Genomic DNA, 26,147 nt, shown 5'->3' with positions numbered 1-26,147 from the left:
AGGCATGATGCTCACCCAGTTAACTATTAGCAACTTTGCCATTGTTCGTGAGCTTGAAATCGATTTCCGGTCAGGTATGACAGCCATCACGGGTGAAACCGGCGCTGGTAAATCCATCGCAATTGATGCATTAGGTTTATGTCTGGGTAATCGCGGTGAGACCAACATGGTACGTAACGGCGCTTCCCGTGCTGATATTTGCGCCCATTTTTCTCTTTCTGATGCACCTTCTGCCCGTCAATGGCTGGAAGAACGTCAACTTGATGACAGTAATGAATGCTTGCTGCGCCGTACCATAACTTTAGATGGCCGCTCAAGGGGCTTTATCAATGGTACGGCTGTACCACTTTCCCAATTACGTGAACTGGGGGCTCACCTTATTCAGATTCACGGCCAGCACGCCCACCAATTACTCTTGGAGAGTGGTCACCAAAAGCGCCTGCTCGATACTTACGCCAATCAGTTCAATCTGCAAAATGAGATGAAACAGGTCTATCAGAAATGGCACCAAAGCTGTCAGGATCTGGCACAATTCCAGCAACAGGCTCTTGAGCGCCAATCTCGTCAACAGTTGCTGGAATATCACCTGAAAGAGCTAAATGAATTAGCCCCGCAGCCAGGTGAATATCAAGAACAAGATAATGAATACAAACGGTTGGCAAACCGTGGTCAGCTATTATCGGTCAGTCAGAATGCACTCCTACTACTGAGTGATAATGATGAGCAAAATATTATCAGTCTGCTGAATCACGCTAAACACGAACTGGCAGAACTCATCACAATGGATGATAAATTTGGTAACCTGCTGACTATGCTGGAAGAAGCATCCATCCAAATTAATGAAGTCAGTGATGAACTCCGCCACTATGGTGATCAACTGGATGTGGATCCAAATCGCCTGTTTGAACTGGAACAGAAAATTTCGCAGCAAATCAGAGTCGCCCGTAAACACCATGTTGTACCGGAAGAACTTCCCTCACTACATCAACAATTACGGGAAGAACAGCAACTGCTGGCACAACAAGAAGATGATTGCGCTCATCTCTGCGAACAGGTTAACAGACACCATAAACAAGCATTGGAAGTAGCAGAAAGGCTGCATCTGGTTCGCCAACAATACGCTAAAGAGTTAAGTGAGCTAATTACTAACAGTATGCATCAGCTTTCCATGCCTCATGGCCGCTTGACTGTTGATGTCTCTTTTGCGCCTGAACACTTAAATGCTGATGGTGCAGATAAAGTTGAATTTAATGTCACCACTAACCCTGGTCAGCCACACCAATCACTGGCAAAAGTCGCGTCGGGTGGTGAACTTTCTCGTATTGCACTAGCAATTCAGGTTATAACGGCCAAGAAAATGGAAACTTCAGCCCTGATATTCGATGAAGTGGATGTGGGGATCAGTGGCCCGACAGCCGCAATTGTTGGTCGTCTGTTACGTGAATTAGGCGAATCTACACAGGTCATGTGCGTCACTCACCTGCCCCAGGTAGCCGGTTGCGGTCACCAGCATTTTTATGTCAGTAAACAGACCGATGGTGAAGAAACTGAAACTCAAATGCAATTACTGGACAAGAAAGCCCGATTACAAGAGCTGGCGCGGCTTCTGGCGGGTAGTGAAGTCACAAAAAATACCCTGGCGAACGCAAAAGAGCTGCTGGCAGCATAATATGACACAACTTTTACGGATATTTGGGGTCATAGCTAAAACTTGTAGAGGTTTTCAATCTCGTCAAGGTCTATTATTATCAACATCCTGACTCCTAAAGGAATGTAATTACCATGCGCTGTAAAATGTTGACTGCCGCTGCTGTATCATTCGTTATGCTGACTGCGGGTTGCTCTACACTGGAACGGGTTGTTTATCGCCCTGACATTAATCAGGGGAACTATCTGACACCTGCTAATGTATCAAAAATCCACAAAGGGATGACCCAGCAACAGGTAGCCTACACATTAGGAACACCCATGTTACAAGACCCGTTTGGTACTCAGACATGGTTTTATGTGTTTCGTCAGCAACCTGGGCATGAAAAAGTGACTCAGCAAACCCTAACACTGACGTTTGACAGTAAAGGTGTACTGACTGACATTAAAAACGAAAACTCACTTACTGAGAATCTTCAATAATCAAAGAGATATAGACAGCAAGTCATAAAATACAGATGACTTGCTGTCTATTGACAAATTATTGAGCATTATTTTTAGCCCGTTCAGCACGCTTACGACGCATTTCTTTTGGATCGGCTAACAATGGGCGATAAATTTCCACCCTATCACCCTCTTCCAAAATATCCGTCAGCTTGGCGGGACGGCTATAGATTCCAACTTTATTTTTTTGCAGATCAATATCATTACGCAAAGTCAGCAGACCTGACGCAACAATTGCCTGCTCTACAGTCGCCCCTTGGGACAATTTCACAGTACGCAGATATTGGCGGTCAGGCAATGCATAAACAACTTCGACATTGATATCAAGCACTATAAACCTCACGTGCACGCAGAGTAAAAGCCTGTATCATACTTCCGGCTAACTCCTTAAAAATCTTGCCGAAAGCTAATTCAATCAGCTTATTAGTAAATTCAAAATCAAGATGAAGCTCAACTTTACAGGCATCTTCACTCAGAGGTATGAACTGCCAGCCTCCCATCAACTTACGAAAAGGCCCATCCACCAGTTGCATATTAATGCTTTGGTTATCAGCTAGGATATTCCGGGTAACAAAAGTCTTGCTTATACCCGCCTTGGAAACATCGACTGACGCAGTCATTTCATGACGACTGATGCTCAACACACGGCTGCCGACACACCCCGGAAGAAAATCCGGATAAGAACTCACATCATTGACCAATTTGTACATTTGTTCCACGCTGTACGGTACTAACGCAGAGCGACTAATCTGTGGCATATCATTTCCTGTAAGGCTCAATTGTGGCAAATAATATCACCTATACGTGATTAAAGAAAAACCTGTCAGCGTATAATGCAATAAATACTCATTAATCAGCAAATATGCTGCGGGAAAAGATTTCTTTCATCAAAGCATTCAGTATAATGCATACACTATGACAAAGAAAAAAGCACACAAACCCGGTTCGGCAACCATTGCCATGAATAGGCGAGCCCGTCACGAATACTTCATTGAAGAAGAATTTGAGGCTGGCCTCTCGTTACAAGGATGGGAAGTCAAATCACTGCGCGCTGGTAAAGCAAATATCAGCGACAGTTACGTTTTACTCAAAGATGGCGACGCTTATCTTTTTGGTGCCACCATCACTCCGTTAAATGTAGCTTCTTCCCATGTCGTCTGTGATCCTATGCGTTCACGCAAACTCTTACTTAATCAGCGCGAACTTGACTCATTATATGGTCGAGTTAACCGTGAAGGTTATACCGTTGTTGCCTTATCCCTCTATTGGAAAAACGCCTGGTGCAAAGTCAAGATTGGCGTAGCAAAAGGCAAGAAGGCGCACGATAAACGTTCAGATATCAAAGAACGTGAATGGAAATTAGACAAAGCACGTATTATGAAGAATGCCGGACGATAATCTCTGGCATTATAGTTTAATATTCTGATATACTTGTTTTTAACATACTTGGGGCTGATTCTGGATTCGACGGGATTCGCGAAACCCAAGGTGCATGCCGAGGGGCGGTTGGCCTCGTAAAAAGCCGCAAAAAAATAGTCGCAAACGACGAACAATACGCAATAGCAGCTTAATAACCTGCATATCGCCCTCTCTCCCTAGCCTCCGCTCTTAGGACGGGGATCAAGAGAGGTCAAACCCAAAAGAGATCGCGTGGATGCCTTGCCTGGGGTTGAAGCGTTAAATCTAATCAGGCTAGTTTGTTAGTGGCGTGTCTGTCCGCAGCTGGCAAGCGAATGTAAAGATTAGACTAAGCATGTAGTACCGAGGATGTAGGAATTTCGGACGCGGGTTCAACTCCCGCCAGCTCCACCAAATAAATCAAGGGGTTACACTAAAGTGTAGCCCTTTTTGTTTGTCCAATGTCCACTTTACGTCCATCTATTTTATTTTTATGGGCATCAATGGACACCGCTGCATTCCTTCTGGTTCATCACTGAAACTACTTAACCTGAGGTTTGCTTAAGAAGGGAACTAAGTGCCTGAGGCACGATCAAAGTTTTTGCTAGATAAAACAAAATCGTGGAGATCCTCAGGCATGTTTAATTTAGAAGAACTTTACTGCTGCGTCGATGACTTTTGCCAAAAATTTATTCCTCTCTGGCATCAACAATTAATTGAAAATGGCTTGCTCAAACGTCGCCGCGAAGCTTTCCTTTCTCTCAGTGAAGTCATGACGATACTCATTTTATTCCACATGAGCCATTATCGTGATTTTAAAACGTTTTATATTCAGCATGTTAAGCACTATCTTCAGGCCGATTTTCCCCGGTTGGTCAGCTATACCCGGATGTTAACCTTGAAGCAAAGGGCGCTCATTCCTCTCTGTGCTTTTCTTTCGTCACGCAAGGCTGAAACCCAGGGGATCGCTTTTATTGATTCAACCAAAATTGCTGTTTGCCACAATCTCCGTATTCCCCGTCATCGCGTATTTCAGGGCGTCGCACAGCGAGGGAAAACCCGTACTAGCTGGTTTTATGGCTTTAAACTTCATCGGGTTATCAATGATTGTGGTGAACTTCTGGCAGTGAAGTTGACCTCAGGAAATAAGGATGATCGCCATCCCGTCAAAGCGCTGGTACAAGGGTTAACTGGATGTTTATATGGCGATAAAGGGTATTTGTCGCAGGCTTTGTGCGATGAACTGGAAGCAGAAGGAATAACGTTAATCACTCATGTTCGTAATAACATGAAGGCAAAAGAATTATCTCTCTGGGATAAACTGATGTTAAGAAGGCGATTTTTGATAGAAACGGTCATAGATCAGCTTAAAAATATTTCTCAGATAGAGCATTCAAGACACCGCAGTCAGCTCGGTTTTTTTATGTCTGTAGCACAGCAGCTACCTCTATTTTATAATTCATAGTACAAAATAAAATGCCTCACCAGATCTCTGCCTCATAGGGCATTATTCATAAATCCAGCACCTGATACCGCCAGCTTTTGACGCATGCATGTAACCTAACTTCATGTAACAATCGCCTTAGTGATAGATGTTTCTGGTGTGGCATATCCTATGTTCATGGAGTTCGGTTTGTGCCACTTAAGCGGTCATTTTATTTACCAATGTCACCCTATCGGCGAAATGGCTATACTATGATGTGTCGATAAACAGTTTATATTTGTGGAGTAATTTTGAAACGTATACCGCCAGAATTGTTTAAGTCTGAAATGAAACGAAAAGGCTGGACGCGCCGCGAGCTGGCTATACGGTGGGGCAAATCAGAAACATGGATCAGCAAAATAGTGAATAATATAGAACGGGATCAACACTGGAATGACGCCCTCAATGGACTGCCTGACAACGAAAAACCTAGGTAAACTATAGGTCATATTTTTATTGCAGAAAGGTAACCTATCGTTCATAATTCAACATTGAGAGACTATTTTCACTGACGCAGAGCTACCGGGCTGCCACCCGATAACCCTGCTTACCACAACTAACTATATAAGGTAGTTAATTATGGCTAAACGCGATAATAAAACAATTCGCCGAATTTCCCAAGCTGAACGTTTTGGCAAGGTAGCTAAAAACGGCATTTCTTTAAAAGGAAAATGGTTACAGGAAGCGGGATTTACCTTTGGAATGCCACTAAAAATCCGGGTGATGCCGGACTGTATTGTTATTACCGCCCAGAACACTCAGGAACTCTGGCAATGCCTGGAAGGACTGAGTATTGAGCCATTTAACCCCAATGCTGCTATTGACTGGATTAAGTATTATCCTGGTGGGTTGATGATTACCTAATAGACTAAAGCATGAATGGACTATATCCTTAAATGTTGGATGATTATCCAACATTTTGAGGACGATTCAGTCAGAGTAGTGCAAAAAAGCCATATTTGATTAGACTTATCTAACTATTGGAGGTCGGTTCAATTGGCCCTGATTCCATTATTCTAAGGGTTTTTCGGGCCAGTTAATATCTGACGCTAAATTAACATCAACGCGGTTCAATAATACTCTATATTTTTTTAACTCTGCTAACAGCGATTTTTCCTTATCACTCGACATCTCCAAATCTACAGCATCTTGTAACGGAGCGATCTGTTTACTTACAGTGAGCATAAGTTGCTGTTTCTTATGTTCTGCTTGCTGCTGCTGTTCCCGTCTGAGCTTTATTTTATCACTTTCTGATATTATCCACTTTTCACTATCCCACTTGTGATAAACAGACTGTGCTTGTTCTGTAAGAATTGGATAACCCTCTTTATCACTGACGATAGCAAACCCGCGTGATTGACCGTCAAGTAATTCATTGTGTTTTTCTGCTGTTATTTCAACACACTCTTCATGAGCTTCATTATAAAAAACACATTCTTTTCTGGAGAAATAGACCATTTATACCCCCCAAAATAATATATGTACAACTTTGCCTGGATTCTCATCATTGTTGGGAGTACCTGCTTGATATTCAAATGTCGATAGTGTTGCATTACGTACTAATGTGTGGCCAGTTGATGTATTGATACTCGACATACTTGCAATATAGCCAAAAAGCTTATTTTTAAAAGAAATTGGATAATTTACCTTTATCCATGATTGTTAAGCTGATGGGACTTTAACCCATTGAATAATTACCCCCGTATCTCCACATTGCCACCAACCATTTTCGGATTTTATAGCTGTATTTTGTAATGCAAGAGTACCACTTCTCTCAGGCGTTAATATATTGTAACGCCGCTGATTCTTGGGATCGTCAGAATAGATATGCAACAATTTCCCTTCAGAGCCGTTAATTCCCAATATATATCCATCTTTCGATTTGAAACGCAATTTAGGAAAAGGAGTTTTACTGTCAATCAGTAAACTGCCAACGGTTGCGGTTTTATTGCTAGAAATGCGTAAGAAAGTATTATCGCTCTCAGATTTAGCATAACTTCCCACATCCCCAGCATTCAGACTAATATCCCCGATCAACGGCTTCCCGTTAATTTTCCGGCTATTCGGCACCGCCCTTTTAGCCAACTCCACCATTTCCGATAAACCGATATTTTTTACAAATTCAGTTTTATTGAAGATGTCTGCTCCATTTTGATTTTTAGCGAGCTTATTATTGGCATTATCATTCACATCAGAAACAAGTTTCTGAGTTGCTGCAAGGGTATTACTGTTACCTGTCTTGTCTGTAAGTTGGGTGATGCCTTTTTCTATAAGTGTGGCGTCAGGAATCAAATCTTGAGTTGCAATCTCTCCCAGTCCTAAATTATTACGTGCTGTCGCTTTGTTATTAATATCAGATAAGTTATTCGCTTTCTGTAGAAATAACCCATTAGGATCTGCTAGTAGATTTTTCCAACCGGAAACTGATGTACTATCCGGATCTGTATTGTTATCTTCTACCTCATTCCACCAAATTTTACTTCCATCAGAACTGGCAACAATGGCCCCTTTAGGATAACCATCAATGGCAGCACTAAAGTCAGCATTATACGAATACAAGCCACCAGACATTGAATAACGTATTGCGGTAGTAATATCATTCAATATCCCGTTCATATCCTTGCCAGATGGAGGAATTCCACCAGCAGATATTGCTGTCATCGTTAACGGGGGGAAACCGCTCGGATACGTAGCTACTCCTTTTGCCAAGCTGCTTTCAGTTGATTTTGTTGCAATCTCGTTATAGTCTCCGGCGCTCGCAAACGGAACAGCAATAAGATTAGGTTTTTCAGTTGATTTCATTTGTTGGTATCCTTTGAACGATTGCGACACTGACACCAACCGGGTAAGGCAGTGCTCTCGATGTTTGAACAATTGCTAATTCTGCTGTTGATAGCTGAAATTCAAATACATAACTCATCTTCATATTTCCATCATCAGTGATATATGCACGTCCGCTATCGCTAAACATATAAACAAGCATTCTGTTGATGTTTGGTATAGTGCAGTCAGATATATTTGACATGGCTTTCATCATAATTAGCTTTCGGTACATCAGATCTGATAGCTCAATAGTTTTTGTTTTTGACTCCCCGGAATAAAATGGTGCTTGGTCAAATGGATTTGGATCTATCGTTGTCGGAACATTCAGTAAAGCTTCACCAAAACCTATATATTTTACATTTTCATTAACAGTCAGCCGCCTGCTGACATTCACTATTTTTCCCCACACATCCAGCCCGTAAGTATTTGCTGTGTCAATATTCCAAATCAGATCGTAAAATGTATTAATAAATTCAACAGAGGAAACAGCGGCATTGAAACTTCGAATAAGTGAGTTGAGTTTTGGACTAGCGGCATACTGAGCAAGAATAGTTGCTCCCACATTTTCCATTTATGAACCTACTAATTTCACAGATATATTATCAACGTCAAGCGTTGGGATTTCATCAATACCAAAACTAATTGATGTTGAATAAGTAATACCGTCACGGCTAAGCGTAATATTGTAAATATCAACACTCGATGTATCTATGTTATAAACGCCTGAATAATATCTACCAGCAAATAATGTAGATGCTATTCTTGCTCGGGTTCCACCGTCTTCTCCGTTAAATGCTTGCGCTATAGCTGACTTAACCTGTGTTTCAATATCAGCAGGAAGGTAATCGCTATTAGCAAGTGAGACGTCAACATAGACACGAATGGGTGCTGGTATCACATAGTTAATTTCATATTCGGGATAAGGCTGAACATAGTTTTCATCATCCACAATTGTGTGAGTTGTATTTCCGTTCGTAGGAATACCTGGAGGCTTTTTCTTCCAGATTACTCTAGCGACATCCTCAGTCTTTCCCCCATACACAGCACTATAAATAGAGTTTGGCACCATTCTGTATTTTGATACCCCGACCGTTTTTACTACCGATGTATCATTTGAAATAACGTATGCGTCTGCCACGCCATTTACTTCTAATACTGCGGCATAAATGGCATGTAATGAGTTTGTCGCATTTTTAGCAACAGATTGTTTACGACGATACTCAAAATTAGCGCGGGTTTCCTCATCTATGCCAGGTACGCCAGCACTCGCATTACTGATACCTGACCAACCGGGCACCGAGATATAAATCGTGTTCAAGTCATCAATTTGGCATGCTAACGGCCCTGATGTTGAGTTTTGGAAAACAACATCAACAGAGCCGCTGCCCGGGATCTTAACCTCTGTTAGTGAATGATAAAGATACCCTTTTTTATCTTGAGCAATACTACCAATTGGAATAACTGTATTAACTAACCCAGTGCATGTTGCTGTTACCGTTGTTCCCGATGCTGGAATTCGATCTAAAAAATAAATTCGTCCGATAGCATCTTGAAAACGTCCGGTTGCATAATCCGGATTAATTTGATTGACGATAGCAAGTAACTGATCGTTCTTGTCAGCAATGATAGCCGCATCACTCATGGCTATTTGACCTTGCGGTGTTGTTAAGCTCGTACTCATTGCACCACCCATTGCTGTAGCCAAATCATTTAGCCGCCCATTTAAAATATCAACCTCGTCGGGCACAGTTAGACCCGTCTTTGTAAAGGTTACACCTGGAACACTTGTTGTCAGTACTACAGAGTTAGTCATCAGAAATTTACCACCGTTGATTGATTGTTCATGTCCGTTATTGTCATCATGCCCGCAATAGTTCTCTCCTTTCCATTTATAACTTTACAAGTGGCAGACTGAACATAAGGTAACTTCATTGCTTCTTGTTGCATTTTGCTGTTGATTAGCTGAGTTCCCGGCCAATATCCCAAAATTCGCTGGTAATAAGGAATACCCAATGCTGTGTCATACCAGCACTCACCCAGATATGTACTACAGGCACAAGCGACATCCTGCGCTACAGAATAGGGATTATCAGTAATGGCGATATTTCCAGAATCATCTAACGTTAAATCCCATGACTCGGTATCAAGAAGAAATGAACGAGTTTGCATTTTCGATTCCTATGGAAATAAAAAAACCGCAATTAAGCGGTGTAGATATGAAAAAACCCGCACTGTAGGCGGGTTTATTGACGACTACTCAAAAAATTTTAAGCAGCTTGACGATGATTCTTACGCTTTCCTTGAAGCTCAACTTTTGGCTTATGCTCAAACATTTTTGGGGCAGCTTTTATCAACAAGTCAATAGCTCCACCCACAGCAGTATACACCTGCTGCGTATCAAATTTTTTGATATCTTTAATGGCTGCTTTCTGCTTTGACATAATGACTCCTAAGAGATTTTCTCTCCAATAGCTTTGAGCCTGAGCCCATAAGGGGTGTTCACATTAACAAAGTTTTCTCTTGCACAAAAAACAAACTAATATTCGTTAGTTTTCGTATGCTATCACTATAAACTCTAGTGTCTAGTCTTTTTTTTATCAATCTTTGATTGTCTTGAATATTGTTTCAAACGTATCAATATCAGCCTCCATAATGTAACCACACTTCATCATGTTAAATCCATAAGATGAGTAATAGGAGATTACTTCTTCAACAGGCTCAATGATACGGATATATTTACCCTGTGCAGATTTACAAAACATGTAAGCAGCCATCAGAGTAAGTTGAAACATTTTCCCATTTAAAGGGTGTTTTGCGTCATCACGATAGAAGTTCTCTATCATATGAATTTCAAAACTTTCCTCATCAATGGAATATGTACATAAAGCTAGCCCAGAAGGAGGTCCTTGCACATTTCCACATTCTACCAGCTTTAAGCAAAATTCAAATTTATCTTCTCTGTTTCCTACCCTAGACAAACATTCATCCCAGTTTATTTCGCCGTATCCGCGAGAAAGGATTCTGTAATCATCATCAGAGATATCCCCTACAGCAAGGTTAAGCTTAAGCTCATCAACAATAATCTGCATGCTATTTCTTACCACATGCCCGATCTGCTCAAGATTAAACATTCTTTATCTCTCATTTTTAATTGGTTGATATATCTTACAGCTTTTTGTGATTATTTCATATGCTATTTAACTTTTCTTGCCATTAAAACGTGCACTATTTAAATAAGATTCCAAAATAGCGCTACATCTTATACTACTCATAATTCTATATATAACAATGGGTTGAAGAAGGCCATGTGTAGCAAAATTATGAAATGTTATTTAACAATGACAAGTGAGTTAACAATTAACCCCAAACCAAGGATGGCTATATCCACCAGCGTGACTAAGGTTTATAACTTACCGTTCTCTATATTTTATTCTCTAAACTTCAGCTAAAATAAATAATGTTGACTTCAATGTGATTGACTTTATAGTACAGAACCATTGCTTCTATCTCTATATCAGTCAAAAGAAGCTCTTTTCCAAGTCGCACATACTCGTAACCTTTTCCAGTTTCACAGTTCAACTAATACTGTTACCAGTTAAAACAATGACCGAGAAAAATAAAAAATTTACCTGGGCTTCACAAAGATTTCTTAGTTTCTTCATTTCTACATATTTATCATCCTTATTTACAGCTTTAACTATCTTACGGTTCCATCGAATGTTGCATTTCCACCGTTACCGCCACCACCTTGAATAACCGCACCATTTAATATAATAGATGGTGAGTTCATTGTGATTGAATTTGATGAAGTCATTTCCGTTGTCGGAGCGACTACGTTAATTTTATTCGGTGAAACAATATTTATCTGATTATCTACGAATTCAACATATTGTTGTGGTTCTGCGTTTAAAACTCCCCCCAGATAAATTGCGTCTGAATAATTGTGCGTTCTTTTTGAACCCGGTAATGCCGGTGCTTTTGTTGCTCTGATGCTGCTAATATCACGATCACAAATGGCAATTAAACCAATATCACCAACCACAGGATTCATAATGACAGCACTGTTACCACGCTGAAGACGAAATACTGGAACATTATAGATTATTCCATTCTCGATTTTTCTCCCTGCTCCCGTCATATTATGTACCATCGGCTTTACATCTACGGTTTTCCCGCTCGATTTAATAACAAGGCCCAAAGTGATAAAAACATGCTGACTAAGAAACTGCCTCATGACAAAATCAAAAGCATTCGCTTCAGTGTTTATGTCCGTTGGTTTTGTTGTCAGCTTTGTCATTGTTTTTATCCTCTGTTTTCACTGGAGTGCCACTAAAAGATGTATGCCACTGACCACCATCAAGCCAGGAGGTAAGGTAGTGTTCCGCCCCTGTTATCAGATAAGTGCCGCTAACGTTCGGCAAAGAGGTTTCTATTTTTGCCTTACGACCTAAAATAATTTCATTACTGAAAAGGGTAGTTGCTGTTATTCCCACGCCAGTAAATATGGGATAGCCAATTAGCCCATATTCTGGAGACGTAAGTAGCGGTTTTTCAACTTTCGGTTGACCATGAGGCCAAATGGTCACTTTATCAATCCCAAAGTCAGTGTCTATATCTAGCGCACTTGCCGCCTGTTGGATTTGATTAACAACGTTTCCTGTATAATGAGGATTTGAGATAACACCTGTGGCGCCATAATTTTCAACCGTTAGATCCGCTTTTTTAGCCATTGCAGTAATAATATCGACAATATCCACATCTCCCGATGCAGTGAACGGTTCAACTTCCTTTGCTCTTAGGCCAAACATCACACTGGCTGTTATCGTCAGGGGAGTATCGGGTAACTGATTAAAATCTGCATAAGCATTACTGATAAAACCCTCAAATATAGCATTACCATCCGCCCATACACGCATTAAGTTGAATTTCGCACTACCAATCCAGATCCCGCGATAACTCAACGTTGCCATTTGGCTGGTTGTTAAACCCCAGATTTGTAATGTTATTTGTGTCCCTGATATGCCACCCCACGCCGCCATGTTGACATAAGCGCGTGCGTTTTCGATAGTCAGTATATTGTTACCGCTATCATCAAATGTCTTGCCGTCAACTAGCTGAAATTCAACTGTGATATTGTGTTGTTTGTACGTCACTGAGTCACCTCTCTTGGAAAAAGGTAATATAATTTGTAGCGTTGCCCTAGCTCCTCCCAATGGGGATCAGATAAACCATCCAGATCAGCAAAAAACAATTCACCCTGGAACCGTAAATAACTGTAACGGACAATTTTATTGCAGTTGAGGCACACAACTCCCTGTAGCACAGGTTTATCATTGACGGTTAAATCCATATATAAACCTGTGCCACGTTGATTGAGGCGTATCATGCATGACTGCTCATTCAAGGTCACAGTGAACTCCTGAGCCTTAGCCGCCCTGATCGCTATTTCAATCACGTTAATTTCCTCGATAATTCTTCTACTGCATCATTAAGATGGTTGGTGGCACTCAATACAGAATCATTTAATGGACCGGTAATCGTCTCTGTTGCACGCTTGAAACCAGATGAAACTTTATCAGCAACTTGCGTTGCAGCACTGGAAACGGATTTTTTCAATCCGGTCAGAGCCTTTTTGACATCGGATAGTGTGGCATGTTTTGTTGAACCTGTTGATTGTTCGGTATTTTTACTTTGGCCTTTTGCTGTCTCATTCTTTGTTGTATTCGACTTGTTAGCAACATTGCTGCTCATTTTCACTTCGGCAATGTCTTGTACCGCCTGGAAAACTGCGGTCACAATCAGTAAGGTAACACCGTTATCCTGCCTTATTCGAAAATCGTACTTAATCAAATCATAACTTGTGTACGTAGTATCAGGTGTTTCAATGTCGTAAATTTCAGCACTGGATACCATCTTATCTAACGCTTCAAGAATATCAGAACGGGACGTCAGGGTGAGGTTTGTTAAGTTAGGCACGGAACCAGAAAAACCGGTCCATCCCTCAAACGAGAATGTCACATGGACTTCACCGGGCCGCTGCACTTTGTTGTATGATGTATAGCCGCCTTTCTCTATCGGCGCAGTCGTGATTGATGCCTCTCGTGTGACTTCTACTACAATGAATGATGTGGGCGTAAACGGCTTATCACCAACTCTCTGCCCGGATGCATAATAAATACCATATCCAGGAGATATCATACTGTTAACACCAGATAGCAGGTTGCCACTACGGAACGCACTAAGTACCGTTGTTTGATTGAGAGAGAATGCCATTATCCAGTTACCCCCGTTGAATAGCTTGTTGCCAGCGTTGATCCACCTATTTTCTGCCGGGCATCGTTAACCACGCCTTTTACGTTGTTAGCGTTAGAGCTGATTTGAATAGTTCCGATGTGATAACTCTCAGAAACAGAGGAGGTACGGTTGTTATTTACCGTATTCGAATAACGCTGAGCGGCCACATGAGCCCCCAGTTGTGGCATATTCGCCAATACCTTTGGGATATAATCGCGGGTTTCTTTTGGCGCAGCGCCCAATCCTTTCCGTATAACATTTCCCTGTCCCCAGTTATAAGCCGCCAGTGCTTTACTCAAATCTCCGTCAAACATTCTCATTAGCTGAGATAAATATTTTGCCGCGGCTTCCGAAGATTTTACCGGATCAAAAACATCATCATCCATTAACCCAAAATGTTTGGCTGTACCTAGCATAAACTGGAATAAGCCCTTGGCACCTGCTTTAGACACAGCATACTGATTGCCTCCCGATTCCGTCATGGCAACACTACGTAACAAACCCTCCGGTAACCCGAACTGCTGCTCAAGTTGTGCTAATTTTGGTGATAGCCAACCCAGTAATTTCATGCCGGTAGTGTTCGGTGACATTTCAGCGGCTGCGACTTGAGGAACGAGCGAATCAATCAGTTTATTAATTGAATCGGTCAGCTTATCTAACGCGGCTTTTAACCAATTATTGCTGTATTCTAGCCGCTGTTGTCGTTCATCCTCGGCCCGAATGATACGGTCATTTTCGCTGCGCTTTTCTTCCTTTTTGACCTCTTTGACTACGGTCGTATCTGGCTTAGAGGTTTTACCATCCAGTTTTGCCTGATAGGCTTCATACTCTTTTTTACTAAAAAAGGGTGTCCAGTCGCTTGCCAGATACAATCCATATGAATCAAGTGTATTTTTTGTCTCTTCCCCAACAATCGAAGTCGCAACTGACTCCACAGGATCATATAACGCATATGTGATAGCGCCATATATTCCGGCTTTCCCGGCAATCCCTTTTCCCGGTAACCCGCCGCCTTTCCCCATTTTCAGCATGGACGAAATCGCACGAAATATTCCCCACAGCCACCCAGCAAATTTCAAGCCAATTAGACCAATAATGACATTACCCCAACCGCCTACCGCATCTGCGGCCTGATTAGCGACTGAAATAATAAAACTCATCTTATCGAGAAAACCACTGACCGCTTTTTTAATCTCTTCTGGGTGCTTATTCATCCAATCGGCTAAATTTTTTAGCCAGATATTGAAATCATTGATATATGGTAAAAGGGCATTAAACAGAATGTAGCCTGTTTTCTCAAAACTCTGGCTTATCTCTGTCCACTGTTCACGAAAACGACGCGCGGCGGCAACAGATTTATCATCCACACCCGAATTGGCTGTAAATTTATCCACATCTTTGAGTACGTGACCGGATGAGAACCACTGTTGCGCGGCGTACCCGACCCCAAGTTCACCACCGTAAGCTTGCTGTTGATCTTTATTAAGTCTGGGAAAAACACCGCTCAGCTTACGCATGATAGATTCGGTGCTTTCTGAGGCAATATCAATATCGACACCCGCTTGTGATGCCGTTTTTAACAGCGTCTCAAGAGCCGGATCAAGCGCAACACCTGATTTTAGTCGGGCTTTAGCATCATTAATGCGTGAAAATGCCCCCACAATCTCACTTTACCCGTTGATTCTTCAACCGGGAACTGGGTTGTCAGCGTTGTCCAGTCACCTTTTTTATTTTCACCGATAATTTCAACCGCTCTCATCGGCGTGACCAACACACGAACCAGCTCAGGATCGAGATAGTTAGTCAGATACGCAGGAACACCGGCATTACTCACAGTCACCATAGCTGGCTGTGCATCCATAGCTAACGTATAGTTACGAGCATATTGGGGATTTAAGTAATCGACGGCCTGTGGTACTACAATGCCGTATTCCCCTTCAATATATTGAAAATCTGTGTGTCGTTTCATTAGCTCCAGGTCCCCATTTTGACTAATTCACTCTCACCAGCAGCAGTACCGGCAACGAATTTAGTTTCGATAAAATCAGTGATAGTTTTTCCCGCTGCGGCGGCCTGCACCTCACCCGTTTTTAAGGATGCGTAAATCTTATCCCCAACTTTTGCGGGAGTGCTTGTTCGTACCGTAAAATCACCCGCAGTAAATAAAGTGACTTCACGTCCGGGTTGGATCAGCATGGATGCTTCTCCCAACCAAAGAGTGATAGACGCTTGTCCGTCACGCCCCACAAAACCAGACGGGGCACCCGCCCCCTTGTTCGAAACAACACCATCAATCACCCAGGCAAAACGCCCAACAGTTACTCCATCGTTACCCGCAATCAGCGTGCCGTCCCTTGCTAACAAAGTGGCGCTAGGGTTAGTACTGGCAAATGCTCCCTCAATGCCGGGGGCTGGATAGTGATTAATTTTGTTCGGAAAACCCATAGTTAAATCCTCACTAATTTAGATGCGGTGGGAAAACGTTTTTCAAAAGAATCTATAACAGCAGAATCCATTGCTAGGCGGGCTTTAAGTTTTGCTGATTCTGCTATGCCGATCTGCATTTTCACTAAAGAGCGATAAGCGGACGGATGAACGCCGGTTGTATCAACACCCACCTCATCAAGCGCAACCTTGTAAATTTCGTCAGCAGAATCCATTGCTACTACATCACCGATGAGGGGTTTAACCTCAGCCTCAGCAATGCGAATAGCATTAATGCGATTCACTGTGTCTTTTTCTGCCTTTCGAGTAGCTGCACGAATAGCAGCATCCATTGCGGGCTTACTGACGCTATCCTCTTCCTTTGGTTCTGGTTTATTATCGGGATCATCGTCTTGCGCGGGAGTGCCTGAAATTAACGCCCGGATTTTTTCCAAGTCTTCCTCTGGCAATTTACCCGCAAGCAGTTCAAGTACTTGTGCACAGATATCATCGTCCTGCGCGGGTAACTCCGCAGGCTCCTGTGTCTCCGCATCATCAGCAACAGCTTCAATGATTGAGGCAAGCTCCGCTGAGTCGATTTCCATATCCTGAGCCAGAAGGGTACCGAATTTGTTTTTCGCCGCTTCCGCTATACTTTTCGCGCTACCACCCGCTTTCAGTAATGAGGCAATTTCTTTTGGTGCAGCATCTTGTGCTAATTTCGGCTGCAAGTATGCCCCCAGCGCCGCACGTACAGCGACAGCCACCATTTTTTTATTTAACTTCATGTGTTTTAACTCCAGAGGGAGGGAATCGCAGACAACAACATCTGCACCGACTCGCCCTTCTTCAACAAGAGCGACATGGTTCCCGACGATATCGCGCATAACGCCATCATGATGAATGCCGTCATACATGCCGGGGGTCATATCAGCGACGTAGTGATACGCCGCTGACAATTCTTTTTGTTCATCCGATTCAATACCCGCTATGGATTCAGCATCCCAAATTGCCAGGCTGTTTTTCAGGTATGTACCATCGAACATGGAATCTGATCCCGTTGTACCGACAATCAATTCTGTTGAAGGTTTGGCCGCCGTGACGGGAATGTGTTTTTTCAATAACGGCAGGTTATTGAAAGTTGCAACCCCTTTCTCTAATTCATCAGGGGCACGCAACAGTTTGTAGATACGATTAGGATCAAGCCTTAACCCTTGCCAGTTCGGGATTTCTCTTCCGTAATACGATGATACCGTCGCCTTAGAGATAGGACTTTCAGTAACATGCAAACGCCCATCTCTGTCGTATGAGCGTACAGAAGCCCGATCTAACGCCAGACCGTGATTCATAATATTTCTCGGATTAATTAATTGGTTAGTTTAGGAATGACGACCTGCCAACCACACCCGCAATTGATTTCTTCACCAGGCATGATCCATTTTCCGTCAATATAAAGCCCTTTTGATAAATCGAACTCTTTACCATCCGCTTTCAAGTGTGATTGACGAAATTTTTTTGCTGCATGACTGTGCCGCCAGATACCCGTTTTAAAACCCATTGAACGCTGCCGGGCAGATTGCATAACAAAAGTCGCTTTGTTGTTCTGGTCACGAGCAATCAGGACTGCTCGGCGCTTAGTAATGTCGTAACGCTCTTGCAAGGCTTTTGTCAACGTTCCAAGATCACGCCCCCTTGCTACTGATTGCATCACTAGCGTTTCAACTTGGGATAAATATTGCCGTGGAATACTTTTAATCAACCCAACATTCTCACCAATGACCGTCTGTAGCGCGTTATTCATTTCTGTCGTCATCGTGAACGGTATCGAAATATGTGCCGCATCTAACGCATGATTTAACGAGGCATCCATGTTGTCCATTGATAAAGCCGCGAATTTTTTCGCCAGCTTGTCAGCTAAAGCATCAAACTGCTTTAACCAACGCCGGGTTAATTTTCGCATTGCTGAACGCATCAACATCTCCGGGCTAACATCCATTGCCATTGCTGCACCGCTGTTCTTATAGTTGGCGGATACCCAGTAAATCACCGAGTTATTCATCTCATCCACCAGCTTATATAACTGCTTGCTGTACCACACCCGAACACCGGCATTAGGTTTAATTTGTCGGAGTGTTTGAAGGGGATCAGATGATGTTTTCCGTGTTGCCCTCTTCTTCGATGTCGTCTTCTTTGTCGATTTCATCATTGATTTCCAGAGAGTGATATGGGCTGTTTTCATCGTTGGCTAGACGTTCGCGAGCTTCATCTGTGCTAATCACATTTGCAGCAATTAATACTGAATCAGTATCTGCATCGGTCTTACGTATACTGGCTTTTTGTTCATCATTCATTTGATACAGCGGCTCGAATGTAAAGCTAATATCAGGATCAATTTCGCCAAATTCGGATAATTGAATAATATCAATCATTCGTGCCAATCCATCTTTCACTAACATTTGCAAGGTAGCAATGAAGTCATAGAAAACACGGATTTCCCCATCAGATGACGCATTTAGCCCGCTTGGTGTGATACCTGTAAAAATCACTAACGGTATGCTACTGACTGAACTCATATGTTCCTGAGACTGGGCTTGCAGTGAATCAAGGCCACTTAGCGGTGTATTGAACTGGAAAAACTCCTCTTCGTTATCCAGCATCATTACCCCTCGGTTATCACGCATCTTGTTAAACAATTCTGCACGATAAATTAACTGATCGGGATTCTTCGTCTGTCCTTGCAACGTCGATTGAAGATTGGTTTTAAATCCAGACACAGAGAATGAATGGATCAAATCAGATACGCTATCACGTGTCCTATACCAGTTTTGTACATAAGACTCTGCAATCTGAGTCAGTGATAAGCCGCCGAAATTATACGCAGGTTTAAACATATCGGTTAATGGCCGGGTGATAAATGTAATCAAACGACTGTCATGTACAGTTTTTGCCATCACATACCAACTTGACGGCTTATAGAAATCATTGCTCAACGGGTTGCTAGCGTTATAAATCCCCGGATATGTCCATATTGGCTCAATGACGTTAAATCCAATAAGACTCCCCTTTGTGATTTTTTTGGGTGACAGAAATAATCTAGACTCAAGTTCAACCGGATCGGTTGCAGCAAGCACGCCTCTTGACGTGCGAACATCAATGTAAATCTGACCTCGCCCAAAAAAACCATCATGTTCAATGGCTTTTTTTAACCGTTCACGAACGTGGAATTTTTCAATAGCCTCATTAAGCGCTTTGATTTTATCTGATTTGTCATTATCCCCCACTGACGTTAGCTTTATCCACTTACGAGTCATCTCCCCTGCAATAGTGCCGACCATTTTCCGATATTCGGGTAATTGTGACAGTTGGGCCAGATAAGGATAACCGGGGAAACCCACATCTCCCGATATACCACCTGTACCCGTCATATATTCATAAGGTGTAGAATCCATTGCCATTAATGCGGATAACTGTTCAGTAGGAACAACACCGGGAGGGGGCCTGTATGGTTCAACAGGCCGAGCTACTTTTCTCTCTGTTATCGATCCGACAGTATCCGGATGTATGTTCATTGGCTGAGGTGATGCTTGATCAATATCCTGTTCAACTGGCAAAGCCTCCGCTTTCTTTTTATGTCTGAATCTGAAAAACATTAAATTCGCCCCAACAGATTTTTAGATATACGAAGTGGGTTGTTTTTGCCTGTGATATAACCATCCAGCGAATAACGTACCGCATCCCATAAATGGTTATGTTTGTCGAGCACCACCGGCAGGACTTCACCGGTCAGTCGGTCAGTCTTGTATGAATAGAGTCTTGCCTCATCAATCATGTGCTTACAGCGTTCATGAATAATGATTTCTCCAAACCCTTTTAGGTAAGTGATCCCATCCTCAACGCTCCCCGGCCATTTTGTGGCACCATCGATAACGAACCCCTGGCGTGATAAGTAACTGATAGTTTCCGGTCGGCTACTGTCCCCATGAATGGGCCATTTACGAGAAAGCGGCACCGAATCATAGAACTGGGGCATTTCATCTAATTCAACGCCTACCCCATAGGCTTCATATTCGATATATAGTTTGGTACCAATAATGAAGCAGCGAACCAGTGTGGACGGGTCATTAGCGAAACCAAAGTCAGCTCCATAGAAAAGCCGGTCGGCTTCTAGCCATAGCTCATCAGAAAATGCTTCAACCCGGTATTTTCCAGAGAAAATAACCGCTTCACTGAGTGCTTTTGGTAATCCAAGCCAAATACGCTCATACGCTTCATAATCGATGCGTTTGCAATATTCCATTTCCTGCCGGAGTACGTCAGGGAAAAAGGCGTTATCACAATAGTTAACTTTTCGAATAATAACGCCGCCGTCAGGGGGATCTTCCTGATGCCGGGTCATCAGTTTGTATGTCGGGTCCTCTTCCTCGCGAGGGTTGAAAGAAACCCAGACTTCGGATTTATTAGCACGTACAGTTGGCCCAAGAATATCCCAACTATCTTGCGAAACGGTCTGAGCCTCTTCAACCCAGCAGATCTTAATGCCATGCATCGACTTGATGCTTTGAATATTGTTGCGAAGACCTTTAAACGTGAAACGAGTGCCGTTCTGACCTTCAATCTCGTTGTTTTTGACCCGCTCGGGCTAAATGGGGGTCCGAACCCGTATTCGTATGTCCATAATCCCACCGGATGGGTTGATCCTCTGGGGCTGGCAACATGCCCAGTAATCAAACAACGTGTTCTGGACAATATCGCAGCAAGTAAAGCCGCCAGAGAATCATCTAATTTCAGTAAACCTAATACAAAAACGGGTTTTGGTTATGGAGTGAATGATAAGCCCGTCAGAATATCTGGAGACTGGAGTAAACAAGACATATTTAATGGATTGCATGGAAGAACACCTAAAGGTTTAGGCTCGCCAGATCTACATCATGCTCATCAAATGCCAGGCTCTGCCATCCATGAAGTTTTACCAAACGTTCATAGAGGCAATACTGCATTACATCCAAATAAATTTAATCAGGGTGTCACACCGGCCATGCGAGATGCGGATAGGAAATTACATTGGTGGTATAGAGCAAGAGAACAAGGTGCAGAGCAAATATATCCTCATCTAATTTACGATTAATATTTTGGTACTAACATGAATACACATGAATTCTCACGAGTTGTTAATTATGTAAAAAGCATCAAACCAAATTGGTTTTTATCAGGAGATGAATATTTGGCAAGTAAGGAGGATATAGAACAAGTAGAGTTGCTTGTAGGAGGAACTTTACCAGATGAATATATTTATTTTTCAAATAATTATAATGCCGGGTATTTTGCATTCGTGAATATTTACTCTCTTAATCCTAATAGTGAGTGGTATTTACCTGTTAAGAATAAAGAATATGAAATGGTCTCAATGCCACAAGGTTTCATTGCTTTTAGTGATGATGAAACTGGTGGTTATTACGGTTTTTTAAAAGAGAAGACTCAATATAAAAATGAAGTATATTTTTTTGATTCATCAGGGGATGGAAGCATTGAATCAATAAAAGAGGATTTTTTTGAATTTGTTGTTAACAGAGGTTTCCAACCAGAACATTTTGATTTAGATGTTTTAACTCAATAATGATTTCGAATCAAAACCGGAAGATCCTTCGATATCTTCCGGTCTTCTTATGATCTACCTTGGTGAATACCCACGGTAAGCCAGAGCGGACTGGAGCTTAGAGATCGCATCCTTAATCTGATACGCTTCCTCGTCATTCACGGCACAGGCGCGTATCTCCGCCCAGTTCAGTCGTTTAACCAGTTGGGCCAAGGCCAGCGCTTCAATGTGGGTTAACTGAATGTCCTGCAAATGCTCAATCACCACTTTCATTTTATCCTCTCCCTTAGCCCGCGTTGTATTCAGCCAGCATCTCCCGCATCCGCAGCTTAATCTCATTAAGTTGGCTTTGCTGCCGCTGGTATTGCTGCTGATAGTGTTGTGTGGCTTCACTGTCAGGAATCAGAACCAGACAGCCATCCATCACCTTCACCGTAATCTGGCCGCCAGTATTAAACCCCGCCTGTCTCAGCCACAGCCCCTTCAAATGTATCGCCGGTGTGGCGTTGTTGACCTTATTCCCGTTCGGCACATAGCCCACCGTGTAATAACGTTCTGTTTTCACAGCTTTATTTACTGCCGCTTCTGCTTTAGAATGCGCCTTAGCCATAGTGACTACTCCTATTAGTTGCTGTGGTGAGCGGGTTGTCAGTGTTGGCGCACTGGCAATCCGCGTTAGCTTTATTCGTTACTCTTCTTTCTTCTTCGCTGCCTGTCTGGCTGAATCCCAACGTCGGGACTGATACTTGATAATTAAACTCTCCAGCACTTCACGAACAATACTCTGTTCATCATCAGGAAGCTGGCTGATGGCTTCAAACTGCAAGGACAGTTCATCAACTGGCACACGTTCATGTTCATCAAATAACAAAAAGTCCGTGCTGACATTCAGCGAAGTCGCGATCTTCTTCAATACATCGAGGGAAGGCTGAGCCTGCCCTGTCTCGTACTTCTTCCAGCTATTAGCATGAATCCCAATAGCATCAGCCATCGCCTGCTGAGATAAGCTACGTTGCTTACGTAAAGCAATGAGTCGTTCAGATAAGGGCATAGATAAGCACCAGTAAACCGAGTGACTCATGATTTTACCCCCTTGATTAATATCCACTTGACGATAGTACATATATATGTGCCATAATAAAACATATTAGTGGTCTTGACAAGGTTTCAAAGGAACAAACTTATGGCACGCATCCCGGAAGCAGAATTACAGCACCTGAAAGCCGCCGTCTCCTTAGTCGCCGTGGTGGAGCAACAGGGGCGACAGCTCTTTAAACGCGGCAAAGATTACGTGCTGCTGTGCCCGTTCCATCAGGAGAAAACCCCGTCAATGGTTATCTCACCGGCAAAAAATCTTTATCACTGTTTTGGCTGTGATGCCGGCGGCTCCGTGCTGGACTGGGTAATGAAAACCAAAGGCTTAAGTCTGCGCCGGGCCGTGGAACAGTTGCGCGGGATACTGGGAGATAACCCCTCGGTGGCCCCGCTGGTGAAACCGGATGAACCCGCCATGCTGGCCGATGATGACGCCGGACGGCAGGCGCTGCTCAGTCGGGTCGTCGGGTTCTACCATCATACGCTGTTGAATGCCCCCGAAGCCCTGGCTTATCTGGAAAAACGCCGGCTCAACCACCCGGAATTAGTCGCCCAGTTTAAACTGGGCTTTGCCAACCGCACGTTAGCCTATCGCCTGCCCATCAAGGCGGTGCAGGCCGGCGCACAGATCCGCGCCCGTCTTCGGGCCGTGGGGCTGATGCGCGACAGCGGGCACGAGCACTTTACCGGTTCGCTGGTGATACCGGTTATCGACCCGAACGGCCAGATCCGCGAGATCTACGGGCGCAAAATCACCGACCGTTTACGTAAAGGAACGCCGCTGCATCTGTACCTTCCCGGCGCACATGGCGGGATATGGAATGAGCCGGCGCTGATCAGTTCAGGGACGGTCATCCTCTGTGAATCCCTGATCGACGCCCTGTCGTTCTGGGTGGCCGGTCACCGCCATGTCACCGCCGCCTATGGGGTGAACGGCTTCACCGATGAGATGCGGCAGGCGTTTCGGCGGCATGGCGTTAAGCAGGTCTTGATCGCCTACGACAATGATCCGGCAGGCAATGAAGCGGCGGTAAAACTGGCCGCCGAACTGACCGCCGTCGGTATCACCGTGTTCCGGGTGGTGTTCCCCGAGGGCATGGATGCCAACGGCTATCTGTGTCAGGTCGCTGAGCCGGAACGGGCCTTCGGGTTGTTGCTCGACAGTGCCGTGCCGATGCAGGAAGCGGCAGAGGTACAGGCCACCACTGCAACAGAGCGGGCCGCACTGGCTGAACATCAGCCGGTTCCGGTGCCGGAAACAGTCAGCACATTAGCCGCCGGTATAGCCGCGTTGCCGTCAATGCCGAATGTGGTCTGGGAAACCGGCGCTAACGGCGAGATATCCCTGACGCTGGGCACACAACAGTGGGGTATCCGGGGCCTGTCACAGGTGAAAGCCGGGGCGGCGGTGATGAAAGTGAATGTTCAGGTCGTTGATACCGACAGCGGCGTGATGTTTGCCGACAGCGTGGACATGATGAGCGCCCGCAGCCGGGGCGGGTATGCGCGGCTGGCCGCCACCGAACTCGGGCTGGCCGAAGGTGACCTGCGCCGGGCACTGGGGCAGGTGTTGCTGGTACTGGAACAGTGTCAACAGGCCGGCGTCAGTGAACAAACCGAACCCCCACCGGTTCCCGAACTGAGCGAGGACCAGCGGGCTGCGGCGCTGGCGCTGCTGCAAGACCCGAAACTGAGTGAACGCATCACCGCTGACTTAGCCGCCTGTGGCGTGGTGGGCGAATCCACTAACCTGCTGGCCGGTTACTTAGCCGCCGTCAGTCGCAAGCTGGACCGTCCGCTGGCCGTGCTGATACAAAGCAGTTCGGCGGCAGGGAAAAGCAGCTTAATGGATGCGGTACTCAATCTGATACCGGAAGAAGAACGGCTGCAATACAGCGCCATGACCGGCCAGAGTCTGTTCTATCTGGGGGAAACCAATCTCCAGCATAAAATCTTAGCCATTGCCGAAGAGGAAGGCGTCAGGCAGGCCGCCTATGCGCTCAAACTGTTGCAAAGCGACGGCGAACTGACCATTGCCAGCACCGGTAAAGATGACGCCAGCGGGAATCTGGTGACCAAACAGTACACGGTAAAAGGGCCGGTGATGCTGATGCTCACCACCACCGCGATAGATGTGGATGAAGAGCTGTTAAACCGCTGTCTGGTGCTGACGGTAAACGAATCGCGGGAGCAGACCGAAGCTATCCACGCCTTGCAGCGCCATAAACAAACGCTGGAAGGTCTACTGGCCGAGAATGAAAAGGCATATATCACCGAACTGCATCAAAACGCCCAGCGGCTGTTGCGCCCGCTGAATGTGGTTAACCCTTATGCCTCACAGTTAACGTTCATGAGCGATAAAACCCGCACCCGACGCGACCACATGAAATATCTCACCCTGATACAAAGTATCGCCCTGCTGCATCAGCACCAGCGCGAGGTGAAGACCGCGGAACACCGGGGCAAACGGCTTGAATATATCGAGGTGACCAAAGACGATATTAGCTTAGCAAACCGGCTGGCCCACGAGATATTAGGCCGCACGCTGGATGAAATGTCGCCCCAGACCCGAAAACTGTTACTGCTGATACAAGCGATGGTGAAAGAGACGGCGACAGCGCAGCAACGCCCGGTGAACGCGGTCCGCTTTACCCGCCGCGATATCCGCCATTACACCCAGTGGAGCGATAACCAGTTAAAAGTCCACTGTCAGCGACTGGCCGACATGGAATATCTGTTAGTCCACGGCGGCAGTCGCGGCCATCTGTTGCAGTATGAACTGCTGTGGAACGGCGACAGCGCAGAAGAAGCCCATCTGTGCGGCCTGATTGACCTGACAGCGCCGGAAAAACCGGTAAAACCCTGAATATGACTCACGCAAGTTGG

30 protein-coding genes, 1 other RNA gene and 2 pseudogenes are annotated in these 26,147 nt (G+C 44.3%); 10 read left to right on the top strand and 23 right to left on the bottom strand.

Features of this window, described 5'->3' with window-relative positions:
• Nucleotides 1-7 precede the first annotated feature (7 nt).
• Both recN and bamE read left to right on the top strand, forming a co-directional pair.
• Nucleotides 8-1,669: a DNA repair protein RecN gene (gene recN / locus VY86_RS01900; protein WP_046973723.1), complete on the top strand. Its 1,662-nt coding sequence runs from the start codon at nucleotides 8-10 to the stop codon at nucleotides 1,667-1,669.
• A 113-nt stretch (nucleotides 1,670-1,782) separates the two neighbouring features.
• A complete protein-coding gene (gene bamE, locus VY86_RS01895) occupies nucleotides 1,783-2,130 on the top strand; it encodes an outer membrane protein assembly factor BamE (RefSeq protein ID WP_021324742.1) in 348 nt (115 codons plus the stop codon).
• Between the two features lie 58 nt (nucleotides 2,131-2,188).
• Here bamE and VY86_RS01890 read toward each other — a convergent pair whose 3' ends face one another.
• Nucleotides 2,189-2,482 (bottom strand): RnfH family protein, encoded by a 294-nt coding sequence (locus VY86_RS01890; RefSeq protein WP_046973722.1) that lies wholly within the window; start codon nucleotides 2,480-2,482, stop codon nucleotides 2,189-2,191.
• Complete coding sequence (locus VY86_RS01885) at nucleotides 2,475-2,909, bottom strand: type II toxin-antitoxin system RatA family toxin (RefSeq protein ID WP_036843021.1); 435 nt, start codon at nucleotides 2,907-2,909, stop codon at nucleotides 2,475-2,477. Before VY86_RS01885 ends, VY86_RS01890 begins: the two co-directional genes overlap by 8 nt.
• Before the next feature lie 157 nt (nucleotides 2,910-3,066).
• Between VY86_RS01885 and smpB the strand changes: the two genes are divergently transcribed.
• The 5 genes from smpB to VY86_RS01865 all read left to right on the top strand — a co-directional run bounded on the left by smpB (nucleotide 3,067) and on the right by VY86_RS01865 (nucleotide 5,896).
• Nucleotides 3,067-3,549, top strand: a complete 483-nt coding sequence (gene smpB / locus VY86_RS01880; protein ID WP_015833415.1) for an SsrA-binding protein SmpB — start codon at nucleotides 3,067-3,069, stop codon at nucleotides 3,547-3,549.
• Between the two features lie 50 nt (nucleotides 3,550-3,599).
• Nucleotides 3,600-3,963: a transfer-messenger RNA gene (gene ssrA, locus VY86_RS22865) on the top strand.
• A gap of 223 nt (nucleotides 3,964-4,186) precedes the next feature.
• Nucleotides 4,187-5,014, top strand: coding sequence for an IS982 family transposase (locus VY86_RS01875; RefSeq protein ID WP_046973721.1), 828 nt, complete (start codon nucleotides 4,187-4,189; stop codon nucleotides 5,012-5,014).
• Nucleotides 5,015-5,283: 269 nt separating this feature from the next.
• Nucleotides 5,284-5,469, top strand: coding sequence for a helix-turn-helix domain-containing protein (locus VY86_RS01870; RefSeq protein WP_011147563.1), 186 nt, complete (start codon nucleotides 5,284-5,286; stop codon nucleotides 5,467-5,469).
• 142 nt (nucleotides 5,470-5,611) lie between these two features.
• Complete coding sequence (locus VY86_RS01865; protein ID WP_158019890.1) at nucleotides 5,612-5,896, top strand: SymE family type I addiction module toxin; 285 nt, start codon at nucleotides 5,612-5,614, stop codon at nucleotides 5,894-5,896.
• A 147-nt stretch (nucleotides 5,897-6,043) separates the two neighbouring features.
• Here the strand turns inward: VY86_RS01865 and VY86_RS01860 are convergent, their stop codons facing one another.
• The 18 genes and pseudogenes from VY86_RS01860 to VY86_RS01780 form a co-directional block, all read right to left on the bottom strand.
• Nucleotides 6,044-6,490, bottom strand: a complete 447-nt coding sequence (locus VY86_RS01860) for a tail fiber assembly protein (protein ID WP_011147565.1) — start codon at nucleotides 6,488-6,490, stop codon at nucleotides 6,044-6,046.
• Nucleotides 6,491-6,694: 204 nt separating this feature from the next.
• Nucleotides 6,695-7,834 carry a phage tail protein gene (locus VY86_RS22460; RefSeq protein ID WP_052760760.1) on the bottom strand — a complete coding sequence of 380 codons (1,140 nt, stop codon included), beginning with the start codon at nucleotides 7,832-7,834 and terminating at the stop codon, nucleotides 6,695-6,697.
• Nucleotides 7,821-8,426, bottom strand: a complete 606-nt coding sequence (locus tag VY86_RS01850; RefSeq protein WP_046973720.1) for a DUF2612 domain-containing protein — start codon at nucleotides 8,424-8,426, stop codon at nucleotides 7,821-7,823. The genes VY86_RS22460 and VY86_RS01850 overlap by 14 nt, the downstream gene beginning before the upstream one ends.
• Nucleotides 8,427-9,668, bottom strand: coding sequence for a baseplate J/gp47 family protein (locus tag VY86_RS01845; protein WP_046973719.1), 1,242 nt, complete (start codon nucleotides 9,666-9,668; stop codon nucleotides 8,427-8,429).
• Nucleotides 9,668-10,024 carry a contractile injection system sheath initiator gene (locus VY86_RS01840; RefSeq protein ID WP_046973718.1) on the bottom strand — a complete coding sequence of 119 codons (357 nt, stop codon included), beginning with the start codon at nucleotides 10,022-10,024 and terminating at the stop codon, nucleotides 9,668-9,670. The genes VY86_RS01845 and VY86_RS01840 overlap by 1 nt, the downstream gene beginning before the upstream one ends.
• A 98-nt stretch (nucleotides 10,025-10,122) precedes the next feature.
• On the bottom strand, nucleotides 10,123-10,296 hold the full coding sequence (locus VY86_RS24430) for a hypothetical protein (RefSeq protein ID WP_011147570.1): 174 nt from the start codon (nucleotides 10,294-10,296) through the stop codon (nucleotides 10,123-10,125).
• Nucleotides 10,297-10,452: 156 nt separating this feature from the next.
• On the bottom strand, nucleotides 10,453-10,986 hold the full coding sequence (locus tag VY86_RS01835; RefSeq protein ID WP_046973717.1) for a hypothetical protein: 534 nt from the start codon (nucleotides 10,984-10,986) through the stop codon (nucleotides 10,453-10,455).
• Nucleotides 10,987-11,552: 566 nt separating this feature from the next.
• Nucleotides 11,553-12,152: a Gp138 family membrane-puncturing spike protein gene (locus tag VY86_RS01830; RefSeq protein ID WP_046973716.1), complete on the bottom strand. Its 600-nt coding sequence runs from the start codon at nucleotides 12,150-12,152 to the stop codon at nucleotides 11,553-11,555.
• On the bottom strand, nucleotides 12,112-13,008 hold the full coding sequence (locus VY86_RS01825; RefSeq protein ID WP_046973715.1) for a baseplate hub protein: 897 nt from the start codon (nucleotides 13,006-13,008) through the stop codon (nucleotides 12,112-12,114). Before VY86_RS01825 ends, VY86_RS01830 begins: the two co-directional genes overlap by 41 nt.
• Complete coding sequence (locus VY86_RS01820) at nucleotides 13,005-13,310, bottom strand: phage baseplate plug family protein (protein ID WP_046973714.1); 306 nt, start codon at nucleotides 13,308-13,310, stop codon at nucleotides 13,005-13,007. Before VY86_RS01820 ends, VY86_RS01825 begins: the two co-directional genes overlap by 4 nt.
• Nucleotides 13,307-14,128 carry a phage baseplate protein gene (locus VY86_RS01815; RefSeq protein WP_046973713.1) on the bottom strand — a complete coding sequence of 274 codons (822 nt, stop codon included), beginning with the start codon at nucleotides 14,126-14,128 and terminating at the stop codon, nucleotides 13,307-13,309. Before VY86_RS01815 ends, VY86_RS01820 begins: the two co-directional genes overlap by 4 nt.
• Nucleotides 14,128-15,810, bottom strand: coding sequence for a lytic transglycosylase domain-containing protein (locus VY86_RS25560; protein ID WP_052760759.1), 1,683 nt, complete (start codon nucleotides 15,808-15,810; stop codon nucleotides 14,128-14,130). The genes VY86_RS01815 and VY86_RS25560 overlap by 1 nt, the downstream gene beginning before the upstream one ends.
• Nucleotides 15,795-16,118, bottom strand: a pseudogene (locus tag VY86_RS01805) (DUF2184 domain-containing protein); the annotation flags it as partial. The gene VY86_RS25560 and the pseudogene VY86_RS01805, both read right to left, overlap by 16 nt.
• The gene (locus VY86_RS01800; RefSeq protein WP_011147586.1) at nucleotides 16,118-16,594 is read right to left on the bottom strand and encodes a structural cement protein Gp24; all 477 of its coding nucleotides are present in this window, start codon (nucleotides 16,592-16,594) and stop codon (nucleotides 16,118-16,120) included. The pseudogene VY86_RS01805 and the gene VY86_RS01800, both read right to left, overlap by 1 nt.
• 2 nt (nucleotides 16,595-16,596) lie before the next feature.
• Complete coding sequence (locus VY86_RS01795) at nucleotides 16,597-17,922, bottom strand: DUF2213 domain-containing protein (protein WP_046973711.1); 1,326 nt, start codon at nucleotides 17,920-17,922, stop codon at nucleotides 16,597-16,599.
• Between the two features lie 17 nt (nucleotides 17,923-17,939).
• Nucleotides 17,940-18,632 (bottom strand): phage head morphogenesis protein, encoded by a 693-nt coding sequence (locus VY86_RS01790; protein ID WP_040149365.1) that lies wholly within the window; start codon nucleotides 18,630-18,632, stop codon nucleotides 17,940-17,942.
• A gap of 85 nt (nucleotides 18,633-18,717) precedes the next feature.
• Nucleotides 18,718-20,223 (bottom strand): DUF1073 domain-containing protein, encoded by a 1,506-nt coding sequence (locus tag VY86_RS01785; protein ID WP_046973710.1) that lies wholly within the window; start codon nucleotides 20,221-20,223, stop codon nucleotides 18,718-18,720.
• Complete coding sequence (locus tag VY86_RS01780) at nucleotides 20,223-21,137, bottom strand: PBSX family phage terminase large subunit (RefSeq protein ID WP_238591660.1); 915 nt, start codon at nucleotides 21,135-21,137, stop codon at nucleotides 20,223-20,225. The genes VY86_RS01785 and VY86_RS01780 overlap by 1 nt, the downstream gene beginning before the upstream one ends.
• A gap of 63 nt (nucleotides 21,138-21,200) precedes the next feature.
• On the opposite strand from VY86_RS01780, the pseudogene VY86_RS26270 reads away from it, so the two are divergent.
• Both VY86_RS26270 and VY86_RS01770 read left to right on the top strand, forming a co-directional pair.
• Nucleotides 21,201-21,296 (top strand): annotated as a pseudogene (locus tag VY86_RS26270) (RHS repeat-associated core domain-containing protein); the annotation flags it as partial.
• 417 nt (nucleotides 21,297-21,713) lie between these two features.
• Complete coding sequence (locus VY86_RS01770; protein ID WP_046973706.1) at nucleotides 21,714-22,187, top strand: SMI1/KNR4 family protein; 474 nt, start codon at nucleotides 21,714-21,716, stop codon at nucleotides 22,185-22,187.
• 54 nt (nucleotides 22,188-22,241) lie between these two features.
• Here the strand turns inward: VY86_RS01770 and VY86_RS01765 are convergent, their stop codons facing one another.
• The 3 genes from VY86_RS01765 to VY86_RS01755 form a co-directional block, all read right to left on the bottom strand.
• Nucleotides 22,242-22,439 carry a DUF7706 family protein gene (locus VY86_RS01765; protein WP_046973705.1) on the bottom strand — a complete coding sequence of 66 codons (198 nt, stop codon included), beginning with the start codon at nucleotides 22,437-22,439 and terminating at the stop codon, nucleotides 22,242-22,244.
• Between the two features lie 13 nt (nucleotides 22,440-22,452).
• Nucleotides 22,453-22,776 (bottom strand): SymE family type I addiction module toxin, encoded by a 324-nt coding sequence (locus VY86_RS01760; RefSeq protein WP_046973704.1) that lies wholly within the window; start codon nucleotides 22,774-22,776, stop codon nucleotides 22,453-22,455.
• Between the two features lie 78 nt (nucleotides 22,777-22,854).
• On the bottom strand, nucleotides 22,855-23,217 hold the full coding sequence (locus VY86_RS01755) for a helix-turn-helix domain-containing protein (RefSeq protein WP_046976653.1): 363 nt from the start codon (nucleotides 23,215-23,217) through the stop codon (nucleotides 22,855-22,857).
• A gap of 132 nt (nucleotides 23,218-23,349) precedes the next feature.
• On the opposite strand from VY86_RS01755, the gene VY86_RS01750 reads away from it, so the two are divergent.
• The gene (locus tag VY86_RS01750) at nucleotides 23,350-26,127 is read left to right on the top strand and encodes a CHC2 zinc finger domain-containing protein (protein ID WP_046973703.1); all 2,778 of its coding nucleotides are present in this window, start codon (nucleotides 23,350-23,352) and stop codon (nucleotides 26,125-26,127) included.
• The last annotated feature ends 20 nt before the right edge of the window (nucleotides 26,128-26,147 follow it).

Origin of the sequence: Photorhabdus thracensis, assembly GCF_001010285.1 — a bacterium.
Lineage (GTDB): Bacteria > Pseudomonadota > Gammaproteobacteria > Enterobacterales > Enterobacteriaceae > Photorhabdus > Photorhabdus temperata.
This window is presented reverse-complemented; position numbering and strand designations above follow the sequence as displayed.

What these genes read in the sequence shown, in the direction of transcription:
- recN (WP_046973723.1), top strand. Translation starts at nt 8, where the DNA reads ATGCTCACCCAGTTAACTATTAGCAACTTTGCCATTGTTCGTGAGCTT.
- bamE (WP_021324742.1), top strand. Translation starts at nt 1,783, where the DNA reads ATGCGCTGTAAAATGTTGACTGCCGCTGCTGTATCATTCGTTATGCTG.
- VY86_RS01885 (WP_036843021.1), bottom strand. Translation starts at nt 2,909, where the DNA reads ATGCCACAGATTAGTCGCTCTGCGTTAGTACCGTACAGCGTGGAACAA.
- smpB (WP_015833415.1), top strand. Translation starts at nt 3,067, where the DNA reads ATGACAAAGAAAAAAGCACACAAACCCGGTTCGGCAACCATTGCCATG.
- VY86_RS01875 (WP_046973721.1), top strand. Translation starts at nt 4,187, where the DNA reads ATGTTTAATTTAGAAGAACTTTACTGCTGCGTCGATGACTTTTGCCAA.
- VY86_RS01865 (WP_158019890.1), top strand. Translation starts at nt 5,612, where the DNA reads ATGGCTAAACGCGATAATAAAACAATTCGCCGAATTTCCCAAGCTGAA.
- VY86_RS01860 (WP_011147565.1), bottom strand. Translation starts at nt 6,490, where the DNA reads ATGGTCTATTTCTCCAGAAAAGAATGTGTTTTTTATAATGAAGCTCAT.
- VY86_RS22460 (WP_052760760.1), bottom strand. Translation starts at nt 7,834, where the DNA reads ATGAAATCAACTGAAAAACCTAATCTTATTGCTGTTCCGTTTGCGAGC.
- VY86_RS01850 (WP_046973720.1), bottom strand. Translation starts at nt 8,426, where the DNA reads ATGGAAAATGTGGGAGCAACTATTCTTGCTCAGTATGCCGCTAGTCCA.
- VY86_RS01845 (WP_046973719.1), bottom strand. Translation starts at nt 9,668, where the DNA reads ATGACTAACTCTGTAGTACTGACAACAAGTGTTCCAGGTGTAACCTTT.
- VY86_RS01840 (WP_046973718.1), bottom strand. Translation starts at nt 10,024, where the DNA reads ATGCAAACTCGTTCATTTCTTCTTGATACCGAGTCATGGGATTTAACG.
- VY86_RS24430 (WP_011147570.1), bottom strand. Translation starts at nt 10,296, where the DNA reads ATGTCAAAGCAGAAAGCAGCCATTAAAGATATCAAAAAATTTGATACG.
- VY86_RS01835 (WP_046973717.1), bottom strand. Translation starts at nt 10,986, where the DNA reads ATGTTTAATCTTGAGCAGATCGGGCATGTGGTAAGAAATAGCATGCAG.
- VY86_RS01830 (WP_046973716.1), bottom strand. Translation starts at nt 12,152, where the DNA reads ATGACAAAGCTGACAACAAAACCAACGGACATAAACACTGAAGCGAAT.
- VY86_RS01815 (WP_046973713.1), bottom strand. Translation starts at nt 14,128, where the DNA reads ATGGCATTCTCTCTCAATCAAACAACGGTACTTAGTGCGTTCCGTAGT.
- VY86_RS01800 (WP_011147586.1), bottom strand. Translation starts at nt 16,594, where the DNA reads ATGGGTTTTCCGAACAAAATTAATCACTATCCAGCCCCCGGCATTGAG.
- VY86_RS01795 (WP_046973711.1), bottom strand. Translation starts at nt 17,922, where the DNA reads ATGAATCACGGTCTGGCGTTAGATCGGGCTTCTGTACGCTCATACGAC.
- VY86_RS01790 (WP_040149365.1), bottom strand. Translation starts at nt 18,632, where the DNA reads ATGAATAACTCGGTGATTTACTGGGTATCCGCCAACTATAAGAACAGC.
- VY86_RS01785 (WP_046973710.1), bottom strand. Translation starts at nt 20,223, where the DNA reads ATGTTTTTCAGATTCAGACATAAAAAGAAAGCGGAGGCTTTGCCAGTT.
- VY86_RS01770 (WP_046973706.1), top strand. Translation starts at nt 21,714, where the DNA reads ATGAATACACATGAATTCTCACGAGTTGTTAATTATGTAAAAAGCATC.
- VY86_RS01765 (WP_046973705.1), bottom strand. Translation starts at nt 22,439, where the DNA reads ATGAAAGTGGTGATTGAGCATTTGCAGGACATTCAGTTAACCCACATT.
- VY86_RS01760 (WP_046973704.1), bottom strand. Translation starts at nt 22,776, where the DNA reads ATGGCTAAGGCGCATTCTAAAGCAGAAGCGGCAGTAAATAAAGCTGTG.
- VY86_RS01755 (WP_046976653.1), bottom strand. Translation starts at nt 23,217, where the DNA reads ATGCCCTTATCTGAACGACTCATTGCTTTACGTAAGCAACGTAGCTTA.
- VY86_RS01750 (WP_046973703.1), top strand. Translation starts at nt 23,350, where the DNA reads ATGGCACGCATCCCGGAAGCAGAATTACAGCACCTGAAAGCCGCCGTC.